Source organism: Flammeovirga sp. EKP202 (assembly GCF_014534745.1).
GTDB lineage: Bacteria > Bacteroidota > Bacteroidia > Cytophagales > Flammeovirgaceae > Flammeovirga.
The window spans coordinates 71,571-94,515 of sequence record NZ_JACVVP010000024.1; the positions used below are offsets into that span (position 1 = coordinate 71,571).

Annotated in this window: 11 protein-coding genes; 4 read left to right on the plus strand and 7 right to left on the minus strand. The window is 35.3% G+C overall.

The annotated features are described in order from the left end of the window. Positions 1-11 precede the first annotated feature (11 nt). A complete protein-coding gene (locus tag IC221_RS15770) occupies positions 12-842 on the minus strand; it encodes a phosphate ABC transporter substrate-binding protein (RefSeq protein WP_188169891.1) in 831 nt (276 codons plus the stop codon). 193 nt (positions 843-1,035) lie between these two features. Between IC221_RS15770 and IC221_RS15775 the strand changes: the two genes are divergently transcribed. Next, positions 1,036-1,587: a 1-acyl-sn-glycerol-3-phosphate acyltransferase gene (locus IC221_RS15775; RefSeq protein ID WP_188169892.1), complete on the plus strand. Its 552-nt coding sequence runs from the start codon at positions 1,036-1,038 to the stop codon at positions 1,585-1,587. A gap of 227 nt (positions 1,588-1,814) precedes the next feature. Here IC221_RS15775 and IC221_RS15780 read toward each other — a convergent pair whose 3' ends face one another. The 3 genes from IC221_RS15780 to IC221_RS15790 all read right to left on the minus strand — a co-directional run bounded on the left by IC221_RS15780 (position 1,815) and on the right by IC221_RS15790 (position 6,154). Continuing rightward, a complete protein-coding gene (locus IC221_RS15780) occupies positions 1,815-2,867 on the minus strand; it encodes an FUSC family protein (protein WP_188169893.1) in 1,053 nt (350 codons plus the stop codon). A gap of 70 nt (positions 2,868-2,937) precedes the next feature. Beyond that, positions 2,938-5,205 (minus strand): formate C-acetyltransferase, encoded by a 2,268-nt coding sequence (gene pflB, locus IC221_RS15785; RefSeq protein ID WP_188169894.1) that lies wholly within the window; start codon positions 5,203-5,205, stop codon positions 2,938-2,940. Between the two features lie 106 nt (positions 5,206-5,311). Continuing rightward, entirely contained in the window at positions 5,312-6,154 is an 843-nt protein-coding gene (locus tag IC221_RS15790; RefSeq protein WP_188169895.1) for a formate/nitrite transporter family protein, read from the minus strand. A 392-nt stretch (positions 6,155-6,546) separates the two neighbouring features. Between IC221_RS15790 and IC221_RS15795 the strand changes: the two genes are divergently transcribed. After that, positions 6,547-7,443 (plus strand): cation diffusion facilitator family transporter, encoded by an 897-nt coding sequence (locus tag IC221_RS15795; protein ID WP_188169896.1) that lies wholly within the window; start codon positions 6,547-6,549, stop codon positions 7,441-7,443. A gap of 62 nt (positions 7,444-7,505) precedes the next feature. On the opposite strand, the gene IC221_RS15800 is transcribed toward IC221_RS15795, so the two are convergent. Continuing rightward, positions 7,506-9,170 (minus strand): AarF/ABC1/UbiB kinase family protein, encoded by a 1,665-nt coding sequence (locus tag IC221_RS15800; protein ID WP_188169897.1) that lies wholly within the window; start codon positions 9,168-9,170, stop codon positions 7,506-7,508. 501 nt (positions 9,171-9,671) lie between these two features. Further along, the gene (locus IC221_RS15805; protein ID WP_188169898.1) at positions 9,672-10,088 is read right to left on the minus strand and encodes a DUF3127 domain-containing protein; all 417 of its coding nucleotides are present in this window, start codon (positions 10,086-10,088) and stop codon (positions 9,672-9,674) included. Between the two features lie 192 nt (positions 10,089-10,280). Between IC221_RS15805 and IC221_RS15810 the strand changes: the two genes are divergently transcribed. Both IC221_RS15810 and IC221_RS15815 read left to right on the plus strand, forming a co-directional pair. Continuing rightward, a complete protein-coding gene (locus IC221_RS15810; protein WP_188169899.1) occupies positions 10,281-11,441 on the plus strand; it encodes an acyl-CoA dehydrogenase family protein in 1,161 nt (386 codons plus the stop codon). A gap of 5 nt (positions 11,442-11,446) precedes the next feature. Further along, entirely contained in the window at positions 11,447-12,139 is a 693-nt protein-coding gene (locus IC221_RS15815) for a pseudouridine synthase (protein ID WP_188169900.1), read from the plus strand. A gap of 48 nt (positions 12,140-12,187) precedes the next feature. Here IC221_RS15815 and IC221_RS15820 read toward each other — a convergent pair whose 3' ends face one another. After that, positions 12,188-22,936: a PKD domain-containing protein gene (locus tag IC221_RS15820; protein ID WP_188169901.1), complete on the minus strand. Its 10,749-nt coding sequence runs from the start codon at positions 22,934-22,936 to the stop codon at positions 12,188-12,190. Positions 22,937-22,945: the final 9 nt, after the last annotated feature.

The following is a 22,945-nucleotide window of genomic DNA, read 5'->3' on the forward strand; positions in this document are numbered from 1 at the left end:
TTGGATCTAGTTTAGAAAGCCGGTATGTATCCTTTGTGAGCCACAACCTGTTGCCCTTTTTCTGAAAGAGCAAACTTTACAAAGCTTTGCACTGTACTCTTTTCAGAATCTCTGTAGTATAAATAAAGAGGTCTTGAAAGAGGATAAGTTTTTTGAAGCGCATTTCTGAATGAGGGATACACATAATCTGTATTATTAACGCTCACTGATACAGGTTGAACAATTTCGTCAACATAAGCGATACCACAATACCCGATAGCCCCTTCTTCTTCGCTTACTTTTTCTACTACCGCAGAATTGGATCCTACTTCTATACTACCTTCTCGCATAGGAGCACTTCTCATAACCTCAGTTTTGAAAAAGCCAAAGCTACCAGAGTTTTCGTCACGAGTGACCACTAGAATAGGAATATCATTTCCTCCTAATTCGCTCCAATTGGTAATTTCACCTTTAAAGATCTTTGCAATAGTTTGAACTGATAGTTTCTTAACCGGATTAGAAGGGTGAGTAATAATTGATAAAGCATCAAATGCAATCACCTTTTCCATTAGGTGATCATATTTGTCTTCAATTTTTTCCTTCTCTCCTAACTTCACTTTTCTTGAAGAAAGTGCAAATTGTACAGCATAATTTGACAACCCTCTGAAGCCCAATGAACTTCCTCCTCCTTGAACATCAATGGAGGCTGAGGATGAATATGTATTTACAAGTGCTTCTACTACTGGAAGCATAGTGTCACTTCCTTGTCCTTTAAGTGTGTTTGTTTGTGCGTTTGTTTTAGTAGTAAATATGCAAGTATAAAAAAGTATTACTGTTATGAATTTTAGAGATAGATTCTTCATTTTTTCAGCATTTAATTATATCACAAAAGTCGAGATCTAATGTTACAAGAATAAGTCATTATCTTTACATTATCTTGATGTTATAAGTGATCCAAATACACTTAATAGCACTACTAAATAGTTAATAAATCCTCTTTTAAACTGACTTTATCAATATTTAGTGATAATTTAGCACTTTTCTAATGTTAACATAATGAGAACAATTTGGATTTGGCTATTTAAATTAGCCGGTTGGAAAGTAGAAGGAATATTCCCAAATGAAGTAAAAAAAATGGTAGTCGTTGTCGGACCACATACAAGTTTTTGGGATTTCATGGTGGGAGTACCTGCACGTGATATTGTAGGTATTAAGGCGAAGTTTTTTATTAAAAGTACGCTTTGCAAAGGTTTATTAGGTCGATTTTTGTTAAAACAAGGAGCTATTCCGGTTGTTAGAACAAAAAATACAAGATTAGTTGATCAAGTTATTCAAGAATTCAATCAAAGAGAGGAACTGATCATGGCCGTTACTCCAGAAGGCACTAGATCCTATAATGATAATTGGAAAACTGGATTTTATAGAATTGCTATGGGTGCCAATGTTCCTATATATATGGTGGGTATGTGCTTTAAAACAAAAAGAATTGTATTCGGGGAATATATAATCCCGTCGGGTAACATTGAGGAAGATACGCTTAAAATCAAAACTTACCTCAGTCAATTTGTGGGTAAACATCCTCAAAAAGGGATCAGGCTTCCTGCGTAATCAACCACTTATCAAGTTAATCCATCACACACTACAAACTAAGCACATTGTAAACTAAATTATCATCAACTTTCAATCGATCTACTTTCAAACTTTCTTCTTCATTTTTACTTTAACACAGAAAAGAAGCAAAAAAGACAAGGTTTTATAATGTACTTCTAAAGTGTAGCTCTGCATGAACATTATATTGCAATGTCCTCTCGAACTACAAATGCTACTGTACAAAATCAAACTCTATTAAAAAGCTCATTTAATTTATCTTCCAATAAAAACACTTGAAGTCCAAACTGATAGTTCAGCCATACATAACTGTATGGGCTAAGTGGTGTATGATCATCAGTATATTTATCGTTTAAAGAGGCCAACTCCTCTCTTGATGAAGTTAATCTTAGATTGATTTTTTCGGGTGCTTCAAAAGAATTATTCGAAAGTTGATCAATCATCATATCAATACGTGATGTAAAGATTTCATGCTTTTCCTTAATAGAGTAAAGCTGAGAAATATACTGATTACCTATTTCAGAAGCGAAAGTAGACGTATTTAATAACTCAATTATGCCTGACATCCTTCTAAGAATAACCATTGTTTCTTCTAATTCTTGTGATTTATTTTTGAAATAAGCACTCTCTTTCTTTACGTGAACAATGATCTTTCTTTGCTTTCGAATAGAGGCAATAATATCACTGATTTCCAAAAGATAGGATTCTTCTACCAGATCTCCCTCTACTACGCTCTTGTACTCTTTATTAATCAGAGATAGAGCATGAGCCATCTCAAATTTTAATTCTCGAACTCCACGAATTGGGAAAATTAAAGAAAAAACCAAAGTAATTAGTCCTCCAAAAATAATATTTCCTGACCTCCACAAAGCCGTATCCAAGCCTTCGCTCTCATTGACTCCTAGAAGAATTACAAGCGTCATCACTCCTATCAAATAAGCATAAGGGTATTTTTTGAAAACAACTAATCCAAACAACGGTATCGAAACAAGGATAATCACGGTTTGAATCAACACATTATTTTGAAATAATATCAAGGTAGCTACTCCTAATGATGCTCCTGTCACCGTTCCTAATATTCTTTGTAAAATACGGTGAATAATTCCTCCAAATTCTGGAACCGGCCCTATTAGTACAACCACTGTAATACTCACCCATGAGCCATGAGGTATTTCCAATAGATTAACAAGGATGAAACTTAACCCCACCAAAACCATGGTCCTGATCAGGTGTACTCTTTCTACATTTTGATAGATATATGTTTCAATCTTCTTGTTCATACTTTAATATAAAAAGAAAAGGCTACCTCTTTCGAAGTAGCCTCTTATTATTTTGAATTCCTAGTCAATATTACATAGACTCGTGGAATGTTCTTTGAATCACCTCTAATTGGTGAGCTCTTGATAATCTGATGAAGTTCACAGCGTATCCAGATACACGGATTGTTAACTGTGGATAGTTCTCAGGATTTTCGTAAGCATCCATTAAAGTATCTCTGTTCAATACGTTCACGTTCAAGTGGTGAGCCATACCGCCTTCTTCAGCGAAGTAACCATCCATCATAGTTACTAGGTTTTTCACTTGAGTACCTCTATCAGAACCTAATGACTTAGGAACGATTGAGAATGTATTTGAGATACCGTCTTGAGCATCATTGTAGTCTAATTTTGCAACAGAGTTCAATGAAGCAACAGCACCGTTTGTATCACGACCGTGCATTGGGTTAGCACCTGGAGCGAATGGCTCACCAGCCTTACGACCGTCAGGAGTAGCACCTGTTTTCTTACCGTACATTACGTTTGAAGTAATTGTCAATAATGACATTGTAGGTACAGCGTTACGGTAAGTTTTGTGCTTCGCTAACTCAGTGAAGAAGATATGAGAGATTTCTTTTGCGATGTTATCTACTTCATCGATGTCGTTACCATATTTAGGGTAATCACCTTCGATTTCGAAGTCAACAGCTAAACCGTTCTCATCACGAACTGGCTTCACTTTAGCATTCTTGATTGCAGATAATGAGTCAGCAATGATAGAGATACCAGCAGCACCGTAAGCCATATCGATACCTGGATTAGTGTCCAAGAATGCGAATTGTGCTTTCTCATAGTAGTGCTTGTCGTGCATGTAGTGAATGATGTTCATCGTCTTCACATAAACACGTGCAACCTCTTGCATTGTTTTCTTGAATTGCGTCATTACTTTGTCGTAATCCAAGTACTCATCGTTCGCCATTGAATCGATACCATTCACTGTCAATACGTTTTTGTTTTCGTCATGACCAGCGTTGATTGCCATCAATAATGCTTTTGGTAAGTTTGTACGTGCACCGAAGAATTGGATTCTTTTACCGATTTCTTGGTAAGATACACAACAAGCGATACCATAGTCATCTGATCCACGGTTAGGACGCATTAAGTCGTCATTTTCGTATTGGATAGATGAAGTATCAATTGATACTTGAGAACAGAAATCTTTGAAACCTTCAGGAAGATCTTTTGACCAAAGTACCGTTAAGTTTGGCTCTGGAGATGCTCCTAAGTTATAAAGTGTTTGTAAGAATCTGAATGAAGTTTTAGTCACTTTAGTACGACCGTCGTGGAATTGACCACCGATAGCTTCAGTTACCCAAGTTGGGTCACCACCGAAGATCTCGTCATAAGCACCTGGACGTAAGTGACGAACCATACGTAATTTCATTACGAAGTGGTCGATATATTCTTGAGCTTCAACCTCATTGATAGTACCTGCTTCTAAGTCTCTTTGGATATAGATATCTAAGAAAGAAGATACGTTACCTAATGACATTGCAGCACCATCTTGCTCTTTTACAGCCGCTAAGTAAGCAAAGTATACCGCTTGTACAGCTTCTTTTGCAGTTTCAGCAGGACGAGTTACGTCTAAACCGTACATTGCAGCCATCTCAGCGATGTCTTTCAATGCAGAGATTTGAGAAGTAATCTCTTCACGTAATTGAATGTTCATTGCGATGTCCGCTCCTGAACCTTCGCTTAAACCTTCCTCGATGTTAGCAAAATCTTTTTGTTTTGCTGCGATTAATTGATCTGTACCGTAAAGTGCTAAACGACGGTAGTCACCGATTACACGACCACGTGCATAGTTATCAGGAAGACCAGTTAAAACACCTAATGAACGGTAAGTTCTGATTTCTTTATCATATGCTGAGAACACTTGGTTGTTGTGATCTTTTGCATAGTTAAATACGTTTTCTACAGCTGGGTTAACCGTTTTACCTTTTTCTTCTACAGCGTTTTTAACAACTCTATATCCACCGAAAGGCTTCATAGCACGCTTTAAAAGCTCATCAGTCTGTAAACCAACGATTGTTTCTAATTCTTGGTTGATGTAACCTGCTTTATGAGAAGTTACAGTAGAGATTGTATCCGTGTCGATGTCACGGCAACCATTATTTTCTCTTTCTTCTTTCATACCTGCTAAGCAGATATCCCAAAGCTTTTTAGTTGCCTCAGTTGCTTCCGCTAAGAAAGAAGCGTCTCCATAATAAGGTGTAACATTATTTACTACAAAGTCATAAACGTTGATTTCGTTTTGCCACTTTGTTCCTTTTAATTGAGAGTTTAATACAGCGTTTTCCATTCTATTCTTTTGGTTTTTCTTTACAATCTACATTTACACTAAACGGTATTTTTAACGTTCAGATGTCTATGTTTAGTTTTATTAATTAAATCAACTTAAAATCTTACTAACTAGCGATCTTGCTATTTTTAAGATCTTTCTTAAGTTGTGAATTTTCTTTTTCCATGTCTGGCTTCACAAACATCCACCAGTAAATTGTTCCTACGAAGAAGGCTCCACCTACAATGTTTCCTAATGTTGCAGGAATCAAGTTCGTGATGATGAAATCTGTCCAAGTGATGTCAGCACCATTAAACATTGCTGCTGGAATCACATACATATTGGCAATACAGTGTTCGAAACCAAATGTTACGAAAGTCATTACCGGGAACCAGATTCCGATTACTTTACCCATCACATCTTTTGCAGCATACGCTTGCCATGCAGCTAAACATACCAGCCAGTTAGCTCCTACTGCTTTAAAGAAGGTCTTATAAAAAGGATTACCAACTTTATGTTCTGCTACACTAATTAATGAGTTATGGAAGACCTCTGCGTCAACCACTCCAGTCAATGTAGTGATGAAGTATGCCACAAATAGAGATCCTATAAAGTTACCTAAGTAACCAAATCCCCAAACTTTACCTAGCTTTCCCCAAGACTGATCTTTTGAGAAAACTGAAACCGTCATCATTGCAGTACTTGATGTGAATAATTCTGCTCCTGCAATAATTACTAGTACTAGTCCTACTGGGAAAACTGCACCCATAAGAAACTTCGGTATACCTGGGTTTTCAGCTCCTAAACCAGGAGATCCTCCTCCGACAATTATTGCTAATAAGAATCCGAAAGCTACATACGCTCCTCCTAAAAATCCGAAGACTAGCAATTGTTGGATGGACATATTTCCTTTTTGAAGTGCCCCACCTCTAATGTTACTTAAAATCTCTTTTGGCGATGAATATCCCATACAATGTGAAAGTTTATAAGATTATCTCTTTGTGATGATACAAATATGAAAGTAGTAGAAATCTATTTCAGTGATCGTCATCACTAAAATCTCGTGATGACAAATAATTATACGTAAATAGCTATTTTACACATAGTTAATTAACACTTATATGCAAAAAACTTTCAAAAATAGACACTTTTTTTATTGTACTTTTTACATGTAAAACAAAAAAAAGAAATGAATTTTCTCACTTAGCGTAAAGAATCAAAATGCGAAAATTCGCTTTTCTAAAAACGAACATATATATACGCTTAATGATTTGATTTTATTTATTAATTTTAGTAAACCAAGGTTGTAATCGGAATTTCAAACTCATTTTTTCTAACTTTTTTAAACTAAAATATACCAATATGGGACATCAACACCATCATCATTCACATGGTCAACATCATGACTCGACAAAGAATATTGGTTGGGCATTTTTTTTAAATCTAACCTTTACCATTTTTGAATTTATAGGAGGTTTTTACACCAACTCCATTGCCATTTTATCCGATGCGGTTCATGACCTTGGGGATACCTTAGCAATTGGTGCTGGATATTTCTTTGAACGGTATTCCAATAAAAAAGAAAATACAACTTATACTTATGGATACAGGAGATATTCTACGTTAGCAGCTATTATTAATATCATTGTTCTTACTTCTGGTTCTATACTTATCATTGTCAATACCATTCCTCGTTTAATTGATCCTGAAGAGGTACATTCTGAAGGAATGCTTTTGATGGCTTTTATAGGTGTAGCAGTAAATGGTATGGCTGTATTTAAATTATTTGGGAATAAGAACTCAGCCAATCAGCGTGTGATGATGCTTCACTTAATGGAAGACACATTGGGTTGGGTAGCAGTATTAATTGGAGCTTTGGTTATGAATTTCTATGATATCCCTATTATCGACCCCCTCCTTTCTTTAGGAATTGCTTCTTTTATACTTTATAATGCTATAAAAAACCTTTTTGGTTTACTACCTATATTTCTACAAGCAGCTCCTCATAATATCAATCAAGATGAGATCATCCAAGAATTAAAAGGTATTCAAGATGTGGAAGATGCTCATGATTTGCATTTATGGTCATTGGATGGCGAATTTAATATTATGAGCCTTCATTTAGTAGTTGAGAATTCCACTGATATGTGTCGATGTGCTGAAATAAAGAAAGAGGTTCGAGAAATTATCAAAAAAGATAAGATCAAACATATTACAATAGAGATTGAGCGATCTGATGAAGATTGTGAAAAAGAATAAATTTTGGGCGATGCAATTTGCCCTTTCCTTTCTATCAATGATTGCGATAGACCCCACTGTTCCTATCTATTTCTTTTAGGTTTATCTCTGAATAGATCTTTAAATACATCAATGGTGAGTGCCAAGCCTAAAATACCCGCAATTACATAGCCTCCAATGGCAAATTTATTAATAAAGGTGGCGTTCTCTGCCACCGCCATAGAGGACGAAGCAATCAAAAGGCAACCGATTATAATACCAATGGTCAGTTTATTAATCCCGTTTCTAAAAGAATCCAATATAGGTTGCGTCTCTTCCAGAGTAATCATTACATCAATTTTTCCTTTTTTGATGAGTGCAATGATCTCCTTTATATCCGTTGGAAAACTCTTGAAATCACGTATACCATAAACCAAATCCAATAATAATTCTCTTTGACCTTTTGAAGTCAGAAAATGCATTTGATATTTTAATATAAAGGGTTTGATTTCTTTTAAAAGATTCATTTTTGGATTTATCTCCAAAGCCGTCCCTAAAACTAAAGCCAATGCTTTTGCAAGTGTGACAAAATAATTAGGCAGTTTTATATTATAACCGAACATAATAGTCATCACTTTCTCTGTAAAACTTGCCCATGGGATAGTACTTACATCTTGATCTAAAAATTGAAAGAGATCATGTAACTGATATTGTAAATTTTTCCTATTTTCTTTCGTGATCTCATGAGTCAGTGCTATTCTTTTAATAGAGTGAATAACCCTGTCGGTATTTTTTGATAGAAAAGCTTCTAAAAACTCTCCAATTACTGTAGTATCTTCCTTTAGTAAGTGTCCTACAATTCCAAAATCAATAAAACAGAGTTTGAGGTCCTTGGTTATAAAAATATTGCCAGGATGAGGATCGGCATGGTAAAAGCCATATTCTATAATTTGCTGGAAAAATGACTTTACAAGGTTTCTACTGATTACTTCTTTTTGGTGATCTGTCGCTTTCAGAAGAAAATCGTTCATTTTTGTCCCATCAGCAAACTCCATACATAATACCTTATCTGTACAAAGTTCTTTGATTACCTTGGGTGCTGTGGTGGTCTTAGAATGTTTAAAGTAGTTATAGAACTGTTCTTGGTTTCTTTTCTCTATGGAATAATTTAATTCATTCTTTAGCGTAATCTCAAACTCGTCAAATAGACGAAGTGGGTCCATTTTCGCGATATTCTTACTTGACCTTGTAACAATACGTAAAATCGAACGGATAATTCTCAGGTCTTCATTCACCGTGGCACTGGCTGAAGGTTTCCTTACTTTTAAGACTAGAGGTTTGTTATTTCTTTCTACGGCATAGGTCTGCCCTATTGATGCAATTCCTAATGGTTTATCGTTTATTTTGTTGAATGTGGCAAACTCCTCCTCTCCTAATTCCTCTTTGATCACCTCTTCTACTTTGAAGGAATCATCCTGTTTTACTTCATCTTGAAGTTTTTTGAGTTCCTTTACATATTCTATCGGTATTAAATCAGCCCTATTACTCAACATTTGCCCTAACTTAATAAAAGTAGGACCTAACTCTTCTATGGCCAACCGAAACCTTACTTCAATAGGTTCTCTGGAAACATCAAGATGTCTATCTAAAATTTTATTGGGAATAAGGTGAGAAATACTTGAATTGATTAGCCAACTCTGAAATCCATATTTCACCATCACTTGTACAATCTCGATATATCGATTGGAATAAGTCGTTTTTGCTTGCATTAGAATATTTTTAACTGAAGTATGAAACCATAGAACCTCATTTTTAATGAATAACTAATAAGTTAAGTTTTTTTTGAGGGAATTCATCGAAAAGCAATACATAAAATCAGCAAACTATAAACTATGTTTTCATTAGATTTTATAGGATCTACTTTCAAGCTTCCTTCTTCTTCATTTTTGCCTTAACACAAAAACGAACCAGTAAGAAACTCTCACTGGTTCGTCAAAAAAACTAATAAATGCTCTATTGATATGATTTATCAATAAACTGTTAATCTGAGTTTATATACTACAAAATTCTTTTATTACCTCTTTATTTCGTTATTTCTAAACTGTCTATTTATCCTCGTGTTTATAATAACGTCGTTCATAAAAGCTGAAGTAGTGTTATTTTACTGAAACGTCTATATTAAGTACTGAAACACCTTTATGATAAAATAAAAAAGCTACCTCTTATACCTAAGAAGTAGCTTTCAAATACATTTTCTAAAAAAGTATTTACTAGAATGGCAAATCACCATCAATATCATCTCCTCCTACTGGCGGTGGTGGAGGTGGAGGCGTATTTGTTTGTGCCGGAGCAGGTGAACCGTAAGTAGGTTGTTGCTGAGGTGCAGCAGCAGGTTGAGCTTGTGCTTGTGCAGCTGGGTTAATTCTCCATGCTTCAAGGTTTGTGAAATAAATTGTTTCACCACCTTTGTCAAAAGGTCTACCTTTTAAATCAAAAGTAACAGCAATGTCGTCACCCTCATTGTAAGTATCCAATAAATTACAACGGTCTTGTGTTGCTTGGAACTTAATGTATTGTGGGTAGCTTCCTTCCTGAATCAAAAGAACGAATTCTCTTTTCTTGAAAGTGGCTGTCACTTGTGCTGTATCCATGATCTTTTCGATCTTGCCTACTACTTCAAATGCCATATTTATAAATTTTCTTTTTTTAATTTCTAATAAAACACGAAGCTACAAAAGGTTATTTACTTTTTTATACAATTCCTTTAAATATTCCTTACATTTTCTAAATAAACTAGGTCCTTTTCCTTTCAAAAAAAACTTGATAATGTAACTTTAGATGATTGAATAACAATCTAACCATAAACACATACACACAATATGAATACTGACTTTTATGCTATAGAAGACTTGCTCTCTGATGATCAAGTCCTTATTCAGAAGTCAACAGCAGACTTCATTCAGAAAAATGTTAAGCCTATCATCGAAGATTATGCCCAAAGGGCAGCTTTTCCTCAACAGTTGGTAGGGCTATTTGGGGAAATGGGACTTTTCGGCCCTGCTATCCCAACTGAATACGGAGGTGGAGGAATGGACTATATTTCCTATGGTTTGATTATGCAAGAAGTTGAAAAGGGCGACTCAGGCCTTCGTTCAATGGCATCTGTACAAAGCTCTTTAGTGATGTTCCCAATCAATGAGTTTGGCTCCGAAGCTCAGAAAAAGAAATTTTTACCAAAATTGGCTACAGGTGAATACTTAGGATGTTTCGGGCTGACAGAACCCAATCATGGTTCTAACCCTTCAGGAATGGAAACTACTTTAAAAAAAGAAGGAGATCATTATGTCTTAAATGGAGCGAAAATGTGGATTACTAATTCTCCAATTGCTGACATTGCCGTGGTTTGGGCCAAAAACGAAAAAGGAAGAGTAAAAGGTGTCATTGTTGAAAAGGGAATGAACGGCTTTACGGCTCCTGAAATTCATAACAAATGGTCATTGAGAGCGAGTATAACGGGAGAATTGGTGTTTGATAATGTCATCATCCCTGAAGAAAATATTCTTCCATTAAAAGATGGTTTAGGTGCTCCTTTAAAATGCCTTGACAATGCACGTTATGGCATTGCTTGGGGTGCAATTGGTGCTGCCATTGACTGCTACGAAACAGCCAAGAATTATTCTCTAGAAAGGATACAGTTTGATCAGCCAATAGGAGGTTTTCAACTCACACAAAAAAAGCTTTCGGAGATGTTAACAGAAATTACAAAGGCACAACTGTTAGCTTTGAGGTTAGGTCAGCTGAAGAATGCCGGAAAAGCAACCACTGCACAAATCTCTATGGCTAAGCGTAACAATGTCGAGATGGCATTAAAAATAGCACGAGAAGCAAGGCAGATTCTCGGTGGAATGGGTATCACCGGTGATTATCCAATTATGAGACACATGATGAATTTAGAATCTGTGATCACTTATGAGGGTACACATGACATTCATTTATTAATTTTGGGAGCTGAAATAACAGGTATACCAAGTTTCAAATAATATTTATGCAACAATACAGGTACTTTATCATCAACAAACCCTATGGGGTACTTCCTCAGTTTTCGGACCAAGATGGAAGAAAAACATTAAAATCCTTGGGTAATAATTTCCCTAGTGATGTTTACCCAGTGGGGCGTCTTGATTTAGATAGTGAAGGGCTATTAATTATCACGAATGATAAAGCACTCAATCACCGTTTGCTTCATCCTAAATTTGAACATCAAAAAACCTACCTGGTACAAGTAGATGGAGATATTACGGAAGAAGCACTTCAGAAATTAAGAAAAGGAACAGAGATTACAGTCAACAAGGAACAATACAAAACATTGCCGGCGCAATGTAAAAAGGTTGATAAACCTAAAAATCTTGAAGATAGAGATCCTCCTGTTCGCTTTAGGAAGAATATCCCGACTTCATTTATTGAATTGACTATTCATGAGGGAAAAAATAGACAAGTCAGAAAGATGACCGCTTCTGTGGGGTTTCCTACCTTAAGGTTAAAAAGAATAAGTATTCAGAATCTTAGAATTGAGAAACTTCCTATTGGTGGTGTCATTGAATTAAAAAGGAATGAATTACTTCCACTTTTAAAAATTAAAAATGAAGACCTCACTCCTCCTCCAAAGAAAAAACCTTTTCAAAAAAACAGTTCTTATAAAACAAGAATGAGAACGGGTGGAGTCAGAAGAAAAAAATAAAAAAAGGCCTCTCAAATTTACACTTGAGAGGCCTTCCTGTTTAAAAGACTATTTTGATACTACAAACCTTAGTGTTTTCGGTAGATATTTACCATCACTCAAATTTCGAATCAAATAAACACCTGAGGCTAAGTCATCGACATCTACTGAATATCGATTACCTGAGAATGTTCCTTCTTTCACTTTTTGACCATTTATATTCGATATTTCCCAATTTCCTCTATGGATAAATTCACTGGTAGAAACTTGAATCAATGAACTTGCAGGGTTAGGGTATATATTCCATTCTAAACCTTCACCCAATTCAATATCATTGACGATACCAGTTGTCAATAAACTTGGGTCTAATTGATAAGACATGGCTTGGAATATTTCCTTCGAAGTATTGTCTTGTACAAAAAGAATCAGTTCTACATCATTAGTGCTGTACACACTTCTATTGGCCCAATTGACATACACTTTCTCAGTGCTACCTTCACTCCACGATCTTCCAAAGAAACTTGTTCCTTCTGCTCCTGGAGCTGGGCTCATTGATTTCATCACATTCAAATGGGCACTGATATCATCTGTCATTTCAATTCCCGTAATCGATTTTTCAATCATAACAGCATGTAATAAAATTTCAGAATTCGAAGCATCAAAAGTACCATGTGAGGTCAGCGTTACCCCAATTTTACCTGAAGAACTGATATCATCTAAATCCAAATCAATACTGAATTCAGGGTCAAGTAATGTTCTTCTATAAACATAACTTTCAAAATTCTTTAAGAATTCATCTGTATGATCTTGGAATGTATTACCATCTACAATCGTTCTTGGAGCATTGGTGATTCCGTAGAAGAACTTTCTACCACTCGATGCTTCCAAATTATCCTTGTTAAGTTGATCGATGAAGCCTTCTAAATTAATATGGTAGTTGACACTTAAAACATCCGATTCCATCGTTGCTAAATGTTCACCTAAAGCAGACATTGAACGATTGCTGGCTTCTTGTCCTGCATTAGTCATTGACTCTATTAACACCACTTTATTTCTGTTGCCAATAAAGAAATTGTCAATCACTAGTCCTTCATATTCTTGAGCAGAATTTGATTTAAAGGCAAACCTTAAGCGAAGATGTTCTTCTCCAATGAAATTATCTAAATGATGTCTTACAGATATATATTCAGTATTGTCGTGACCGAAAGTACTGTTATCACCCGTCCATCCTTTTGATAGTGTATTTGTTCCATAAATTTGATTACCTGGATCTGCTAGTATTGATTGGCTGTTATACCAATTAATAGGGTCATTCATATCTCCTAAAAGGAACCATGTTTGGCCTGAGTCTAAAGAGTATTGTAAAATGGCACCATCGATACCGTTTTCAATATCAATTTTCATATCAAATGACAACATCGGCTTCGTTAAACCTGAAATATCAAAAGAAGGAAGGTTTAAGAAAGATTCTTCATTTTCAAAATAAGTAGAATCTAAATTCGTGACCCAAGCATTATTGGCTGAACTGAACTTCGAAGTTGCCGGAATACCATATTCCCAGCTGATATTCGTTTCATTTGAAGTCGCTTTCCAGTCACCATTGTCTATATCAAAGTTTTGGAAGTAAGTATCTTCATCTGAAAGCAAAACAGGGTGAGGTAAAACGTAAACCTCTTTTTCTAGTAAATTCGAACATCCTTTTTCCGTAACAACTTCATAAGTAACCTTATAGGTTCCGACGCTAGAGTACTGATGCTTTGGATCAATTTCCGTTGATGTAGTACCATCTCCAAAATCCCAAAGTCGAGTAACAATAATATCATCGTTATAGATTTCTAAATGCTCATCGAAAACCATTTCACTACCAAATTCAGAAACATACCAATCAAATTCGACGGATGGAGGTGAATTGATAAATATTGATTTCTCATAACTTATTTCGCTACAGTTTTGGTTGGTAATTACTGTCAATGTCACATCATGACTTCCTCTTTCTTTATAAGTATGAGTGTATTCTCTTGCGGCTTCTTCAGTATACAATACGATACTTCCTTCATTATCTCCGAAGTTATACCTCCATTCTAAGATTTCAGTAAGGTTATCATCTTCGGCAATGAAAGTCTCATCATTGAAAGTCACTTCTTTCGAATCACATATTACTGTTTCTGTGAATTTCACTTTTGGAACATCCACAATCGTAAACTTTACTGTGAGAGATTGCACACAGTTATTTTCATTTGTGACAGTATAGTTCAATGTATGTTCTCCTAATGGAGAATTCGCCAATAATATTTCTTCATTATTTCGAATTACTGCACCAGTTGAAGAAGTCAATGTACCATTTGAAGGGAATGCTTGTATGACAGGATTATCATCTGTTTTACAATAGACTTCACCTTCTGTAATACCCAATAAACTTATAACAGGTAAAGGATTTACATTTACTGTTATTTTTGTTACAGGGCTTTCACAATTATTTTTTGTATAGGTCACATAGTAATCTTCTGTGAGTACTGATGTAGTAACGTTATTTATAGTAGGAGTAAATTCACTTTCCGTAGATAACAATTCTTTTTGATCTTCATCTGCATACCATCTAAGATTATCCGACTGACCTAAAACAAGAATAGGTTGTAAAACATCTCCAGAACAATAATTTATTTCATTATTACCTACAATACTTGGTGCAGTTGGTGTATTGTACACAATCACACTTACAGTTTCGTAATTACTTTCACACCCATTTAAAGTTTCAGTGTAAAAATAATTCACGGTAATATCTTCCGTAACATCGGTGTCATCTTGTGGAGTAAAAGTATTTCCTGTCCCTACTTCATTTTCCAAACCTGAATCACTGTACCATCGGATATTTACTCCTCCGTCTACTGTAATGGGTTGAAGTACAGCTCCAGAACAATATTCAAAGGTATTTTGAGTCAACGTAGGTGCAATGGTTTCCTTGTAAAGTGTGATGGTCACTTCTTCTGCAACACCTTCACATCCGATCTCATTTTTCTGAGTAACATAATACGTTAATACTGTATTAGATGTTGATTCATTAGGAATAAATGGTGGTCTAAATGTATTTCCGCTTCTAACATTTTCCGTTAATCCTTCATCCTCATACCATGTCACCATATCACCTGTCACAACTAATTCTTCTATAGGCACACCATAACAATATTCATAGTGTGTACTTTCAATACCAGGTTTTGAAGGAATAGGATAAACAGTAAAACTCACTTTAGTTGCTTCACTTGTACAGTTTTCTGGTGTAGTTTGTGTAACCCAAAAATCCAATGAAGTGATCTCATCAACATTTGGTGCTAAACTATCTGGGTCAAAAGTACTCTGATCTCCTACTTTATTAGTGAGCGATTCATTAGTATACCATGTAAATGTAGCTTCTTCTACACCCTCAGCTTCCATGGTTTCAAGTCGATCTCCGACACATAATAAAGCATCATCCAGTTCAACAACAGGCCCTTCTGGTAAGATATATACCTCTATTTCTACTTCTTGAGGTTCTCCTTCACATCCATTAATAGTTTGTGTAACATAATATTCTACAGAAAAATCTTCTGTTACATCAGTAGAGATATTGGGTATAAAAATTAAACCATCAGCAAGCTTTTCACTAAGTTCTTCATCAGCATACCATTGAAGATTCTCCCCTTCAGTCAACACAATAGGTTGAACCGTTTCTCCCGCACAATAGTTTATTTCCTCTGGCAACTCATCGCCAACTAATGGTACTTTTTGATAAATCGTAATATTAACAGCCGTAGGTTCGCTTTCACACCCTAATTCATTCTGATCTGTTACATAAAATGTGATTGTTTTATCTTTCTCTTCTGATCTAAATTCAGAAAGGATAGGTAATAACCTGTTATCTGGTGTAATAAACCTTGGTGGTATTTCAAATCCATTTTCTAAATACCAAGTGATATTACCAAATTCCCCGGTAGCTTGTAATGGTACTCCATTATCATCATAGCAATAATAAATATCAGTACTTGACAATGTTGGGGATTTTGGAGTTGGGTAAACTGGAATACTCACTTTCAATGGTAAACTTGTACACCCTAAAGGAGTTGTTTGCGTCACCCAATAATGTACAGAATCCAATTCAGTAACACTTGGAGCTGCATCCTCTACTTTTAAAATAGCATTATCTCCTTCTAGATCTACCTTCGTTTCAAGCTCCATCGTCTCACTTGTAAACCATTCAAAAGTTGCCCCGCTTTCACCAAAGACCGTAATATCTTTAATTTTATCCCCAATACAGTAACTTGGGATTTCATCTTCTACTAATTCAGGTGCATCAGGCAAAGCTTTAATTTCAACAGAAACAATTTCATAATCTCCTTCACAACCTTTTCCTGAAGTAGAAGTAACATAATAATATACTAAAGAATCCTCTACTACATTATAACTCAAATCAGGTGTATAGGTATCTCCTTCAAATGCTGCATTATCCATATCATTTGAAGAATACCACTTTACATTTTGCCCCATCACTTTCATGGTAGGGAGGTTATCACCTGAACAAACCTCAAGGTTTTCATAATCAGCAGGAATCGTAGGTGTATCTGGTAAAGCATTTACATTTACAGTCACCTTCTTGGAAGGACTAAAACAGCCATTATCGTTCATTTGAGCTAAATAATAAGTATAGCTCACATCTGAATTTACTTCAGTATCATAATCTGGTGTAAAGTCTTCACCGTCCCAAATATCTTGATCATATCCTACAGTTTCTGGCTTATCTTCATACCAATATACAGTACCCACTGCATTTATTGTTTGGATATTTTCAGGATCATCCCAAGCACAAACCTCAAACACATCAATATTATCCACTAAAGAAGGTACAGGTGGGTTTTCATAAATATCATAACTCACTTTGAGAGGTTCACTGTCACAACCATCAATTGTTTTGACTACCCAATAGCTAAAAGTCTGTGTACCATCTACTGCATCTGGAGCATCAGGTAATTTTAAATCTCTTCCGTTAGCACCGGTTGCTTCAATTGTTAATTCACTATTGGTATACCAAGTAAATGATGCTTTACTCTCAGATCTGACAGTGATGTCATCTAAGCCTTTTGAACCTGCACAATAATCATAAACTTCACCCTCAATTTCTGGAATTGACGGTTTTGGATTAATCTTCACCGTAACTTTTTCAGGCATACTTTCACACCCATTGACTGTCGATGTAATAAAAAATTCAACTTCCTCTTCATCATCAATACCTGTTGTCTCAAAGTCAGAGGTGAATGTAAGACCTTCATCTAAAACGTTTCCTTTATCATCATACCACTTCACATTAGAACCTAAAGCAATTTCAAAAGTTGGCATTAGATCACCTTCACAAATATCAAATGGCCCTGCATTTACTAATGTAGGTCTGTCTGTTTTCTTGTAGCTGTTGATTGTCACTTCTACTGTTTCACTTGAGCATCCATTAATAGACTGTGTAACATAGAATGTTTTTGTGACATCCTCATTCATTTCTTTTTTGATTGGTGGATCGAATTCAAATCCAGTACCTATAACAGCACCTCCTTCCTCTTCTCTCCATTCAATTAATCCAATGGCATCAACTGTCTTTAGCTTCTTGATGTTCTCTCCTTCAAAACAGTAATTAAATGTTGTTCCGCCTTCGATGTTTGGAAGAGAAGGTTCAAATGTTAATAAAATCTCCTGAGTAAGTTCTTTCTCTTGTGTAATATCATCTTTATGACCATAAACCGCTTTTAGAGTAATTAACTTTGAAGTACCTACGTCATCGTTTTCCAATCCATCTCCTGCTGCAAACGTAAATGATGTATTGGTACCATAATCATTTATTTCTTTTCCATCATCATTAATTAGAACAGCTCCTTTATAAACATAATTATCGATAAGTTCATCAGGTACATTTACCTTTGCATCATCAGTCATATCGATCAAAATATCTGCATTTGTTTCACATATTTCAGAGGATATTTCAGCAAATGGCTGAGAGCCGTCATAAACCCTAATGGTTGATGTTTGAGTATAAACACATGCTCCTACTGTAATATGATAAGTGATTATATGATCGCCAATTCCTGCTAAAGATGGATAAAAAATATTGTGATCTGGACCTTCTCCGTTACTGACTACTCCTTTACCTGTACAATAGAATTCGGTAACTCCTGAAATATCTAAGGTCACATTTACTTGTGGACCATTACTGTAACTTGATCCATCTAGCGGTGATAAAACCAATCCTGTAGGTGCTGCATTGACCAATACATCCACCACATTATTTAAGGCCGTATCATCAATATCTTTTGAAGAAACTATTCTTTTAAAAGTAAAGTCTCCAGCATCTTTAATATCATCTTCAAAGTAAAATGGTGTTTTTACAGATGTCAGTGTAAATGTGGTAGTAACATCATTATTTCTTTTATACCAACTATACTCATAGCTCCCTGTTCCTCCGTTTGGAATAGAGCCCGAAATAAATACCTGATCCCCAATACAAGTTTCTGCAGCAGACTCAAGTTTAATAGAAGAAGACGTTATTAATGCATATAATGTAATTGAAACTTCATTGGAATATAATTCTCCACATGCCTCAGAAATAACTTTTCTACGGAATTTGTATACCCCTGCCTTATCTAATGCTTTAGTATAATTTTCAAACTTCGCTGTTGTAATCGTGGTTTCAACCCAACCTTCTGATTCATATTGCACTTCCCAAACCAATGTATTGTCTACATCTCCTCCATTTAATTTCTTATTATCAATTACTAAAGTATTAGGGATTTCATCATAATAAACATCCGTAGCAGGTTTCTTTATTTCATTTTCTAAAACAGCATCAATTGTGATAACAATTGAATTTGAAGTCACTGTATTCCCTGCTGATGTAACTGTACGAGTATAAGTATATTCTCCCGATGTTATGGCACCTACCTCAATATAATTGGAATTCGTCTGGCCAGTTAATTCTTCATTTACGCCTGAGCCTGTTTTCTCTCTATACCATTGATAAGCATATTGGTCATCACCCCCTGCAACATTATCATTATTTATTTCGAAACTAGAGAAGGTTTCACAATATCTCCAATCTCCCACAATTGCAATTGTGTTTTCAATTTCAGGTAATGCTACAATCGTGATCTCATTCGAAATGGATTCACAATCACCGGAAGCATCATTCACAATTCTTCTAAACTTAACTTCCGAATCTTCTCCAATTACTTGATCGTACGTATAATCCGAATCTGTCCCTGCATCTTCCCATGAAGAACCTGTATTGTATTGCCATTGATAGGTTAGATTATCATCTCCTCCTGATGCGTCTCCTGGTGTAAAGGAAATTACATTTGCAGAAATTTCACCATTGTATTTTGTTTTTGATGGTTCATCTATTGTGTTATCTGAAATTGAACTGTATACTGTGATAACAATTGGGTTCGATTCTACTGTTCTTAATACACTTTGTGCTGTTCTTTTATAAGTATAAGTTCCTGGCGATAAAGTGGCATTATCTATTAAATTCTCTGTATCAATTCCAATTGATGTAAATGACCCTGGACCTGTCCCCGTCTTTCTTAACCAATCATAAACATAAGATCCATCTCCGCCTGAAACCGCTTTTTCTGAAGAAAGTTCAACAGTCTGATTTCCATCACAGAACACTGAATTTCCAACGTTCTCTATTTCATTTACAATTGGATCATATAAGTTTATCGTGATTTCATTCGAATATAATTCGCCACATTTTCCTGAAGTTACCTTTCTTCTAAATTTATAAACACCTGCAGTTTCTATCTTTTCAGAGTAGCTTTCAAAATCTTGAGTAGTCACAGTGGTTACTTCCCAAGCATTAGCTTCGTATTTAATTTCCCAAACATAGGTATAACTATTATCTCCTCCCGAAAGTGTTTTATTATTTATCTCAAAAGTATTTGGGATTTCATCAAAGTAAACGAATGTTCCTGATTTTTCAATTTCGTTTTCTAAAATAGCTTCAATCGTAATCACGATTGAGTTAGAAGTTGTAGTATTTCCTGCTGATGTTACTGTACGAGTGTAAGTATACTCACCATCTGTTAAAGCGTCTAATTCAATATAATTTGGATTAGTTTGTCCAGTTAACTCTTCATTTACGCCTGAACCTGTTTTTTCTCTATACCATTTATAAGTGTACTGATCATCACCTCCTGCAACGTTGTCATTATTAATTTCAAAGCTTGAGAAGGTTTCGCAATATTTTCCATCTCCTACAATGGCTATTGTGTTTTCAATCTCAGGTAAAGCAACGATCGTAATTTCATTAGAAATTGACTCACAATCTCCTGAAGCATCATTTACAATTCTTCTAAACTTGACTTCTGATCCTTCACTAACGGTAGCATTGTAAGTATAATCTGGATCCGTTCCAGCATTTGACCAAGATGAACCTGTATTGAATTGCCATTGGTAAGCTAAGTTATCATCTCCTCCCGATGCATTTCCAGGTGTGAATGAGATTGTATTTGTAGAAATCTCACCATTGTATTTTGTTTTGATCGCTCCCTCATCTAAAGTATTGTCTGCAATTTCACTATAAACCGTAATTTCAATCAAATCCGATTCTTCTGTAACACCAGCACTTTCAACTGTCCTCTTGTAAGTATAAGTTCCTGGTGAGAGGTTTACATTTTCTGTTAAATTTTCTGTAGTAATACCCAGAGATGAAAATGAACTTGACCCGTCATCTTTTCTTAACCAATCAAAAACATAAGAACCATCACCACCTGTCACTGTCTCTTGTGAAGAAAGCTCGATTGTTTGGTTTCCCTCACAAAAAACTGAATTACCATCATTCTGAATATCATTTTCAATAGAAGCATAAAGATTTATGATGACTTCATTTGAATAAGCACTACATGCACCATCAATTGCTTTTCTTCTGAAATAATGACTACCAATTGAGATAATTTCTTGATTGTATGTTAAATCTTTATCATTCTCAGAACCAATGGTACTCCAGCTTTCTCCATCCGTTGAATATTCCCATTCAAAAGAATAACTCGTGGCTACTTGTTCTGTAATTTTTATTGCATCTGCTAAAATAGAAGTACCTACAAAGGCATCTGTTGAAGATGTAATTGTATTATTAGTAATTGTATTTGACTCTACTTCAATTTCAAGCTCGTTAGAAGGAAAAGCAACTCCCCTTGAAGTGACCACTCTTCTGTATTTATAAGTACCAGCCGACAGTGTGGCATTTTCCGTATACCCCTCACTATTTACACCTATTGCACTGTACCCTACATCATCTGTATTTCTTTCCCAAGAGATCGTATAATTACCATCTCCGCCAGATAAATCATCATCTTTCACGAAAGCAACTGAAGATGACTCTTCACAAAAAACTAATTGATCGGAAGTTGTTATTGTATTGACAATTTCAGGGAAGGTATAAATTTCTGAACCATCGGTTGTGGTCGTAATAGTTGCTGTATTACCCGCAATATCTACTAAATTAATCTCAATAGGTACAGCAGCATAAGATGATATTGTTAAGTCCGCTTGAGTAGCATCATAATTATTACTTGAAAGGTCGTTAAAGTTAATAGCTGCGACATTATTAATCGTCACGGTGGATGCTGAAGATAGAGCTTCGTTTGTCTCAATCGTTATAGTGGCATCATCTGCTATTGGTTCATCATCACTTTTTACGGCTAATTGATTATTTGCGGAATAACCTGTCGCAATTGATGAAGAGAGGATTGATGGAGCCTGAGTATCTACAGTTAATGTAAAGCTTTCCTCGGCAGTCTCATTACCATATTCATCTCTTATAAAATAAGTAATGGTATGTGAGCCATCAGTCAAAGTAGGTAAAGTAACTGTTTCAGAATTTTCATCAATTATAAAACTCGCTAACTCTTCGTCTGAGCTGTTTTGAATAATCAATTCCTGCGGAAGTGGACTGATCACTGTAAAACCATCAAATTTTAATTCTACATCAGGATTATTAGTAACATCATCAGGTGCTGATGATAAATTGTTATTGATGGATAAATCAATTGCATCAAAATCAACCACTAAAGTTGATGATGTTGTAAATCCAATTTCTATTGCATTAGAAGTATTTGTGTTACCTGCTCTATCTGTTACTACTATATGATAAGAATAAACACCATCAGACGATAAAGTTGATCCTGTTAAATTATCTCCTGTCCCGACTGCTTCATTAATTGTACCTTCTAAATTCGATCCTCCTTCAAATAATTCAATTTTACAATCCTCTTCAATATTTGAAAAATCAAAAACTATATCTGTTGCTGTTGTGTAATATATATCAGGGTCACTATCTAAGTCCGTTCGCCCTGTAATTGAACCGGCTTGAGGTGTAATAACTGGAACAGCTGGTACTTCATTGTCTAAAATATAAGTAGAAGAAGCAGTGATCGTTGTCCCACTTTCATTAACATAGTAAAGAATGTATTCATCATTATTACTTTGAGAAGATACCTGTGAAAAATCTATTGTTATTGTATACTCTTCATTGGCACTTACTTCAGTAATCGATATCATTGAAGAACCTTCATAAACAACACTCCCATCAGCTCCAAGTTTTGTAATTAGGTAGAAGTCACTCGCTGTTGGTGGTGTAGTAATATTATCATCTGCATCATCTAAGAGCGTCCATGATTTATCATCAGTATCATTAAAGTAAACATCATTGGAATGATCTAATGTTTGTGCATTTATAGTTGATGCTGTAAATACACTCACACTCATGTATAGTGCTATGATTAAAAATCGTATACTAAATTTATCCATAGTATGTAG

Excerpts from the sequence above, each read along its gene's own strand:
- IC221_RS15770 (WP_188169891.1), bottom strand. The coding sequence starts at position 842 with ATGAAGAATCTATCTCTAAAATTCATAACAGTAATACTTTTTTATACT.
- IC221_RS15775 (WP_188169892.1), top strand. The coding sequence starts at position 1,036 with ATGAGAACAATTTGGATTTGGCTATTTAAATTAGCCGGTTGGAAAGTA.
- IC221_RS15780 (WP_188169893.1), bottom strand. The coding sequence starts at position 2,867 with ATGAACAAGAAGATTGAAACATATATCTATCAAAATGTAGAAAGAGTA.
- pflB (WP_188169894.1), bottom strand. The coding sequence starts at position 5,205 with ATGGAAAACGCTGTATTAAACTCTCAATTAAAAGGAACAAAGTGGCAA.
- IC221_RS15790 (WP_188169895.1), bottom strand. The coding sequence starts at position 6,154 with ATGGGATATTCATCGCCAAAAGAGATTTTAAGTAACATTAGAGGTGGG.
- IC221_RS15795 (WP_188169896.1), top strand. The coding sequence starts at position 6,547 with ATGGGACATCAACACCATCATCATTCACATGGTCAACATCATGACTCG.
- IC221_RS15800 (WP_188169897.1), bottom strand. The coding sequence starts at position 9,170 with ATGCAAGCAAAAACGACTTATTCCAATCGATATATCGAGATTGTACAA.
- IC221_RS15805 (WP_188169898.1), bottom strand. The coding sequence starts at position 10,088 with ATGGCATTTGAAGTAGTAGGCAAGATCGAAAAGATCATGGATACAGCA.
- IC221_RS15810 (WP_188169899.1), top strand. The coding sequence starts at position 10,281 with ATGAATACTGACTTTTATGCTATAGAAGACTTGCTCTCTGATGATCAA.
- IC221_RS15815 (WP_188169900.1), top strand. The coding sequence starts at position 11,447 with ATGCAACAATACAGGTACTTTATCATCAACAAACCCTATGGGGTACTT.
- IC221_RS15820 (WP_188169901.1), bottom strand. The coding sequence starts at position 22,936 with ATGGATAAATTTAGTATACGATTTTTAATCATAGCACTATACATGAGT.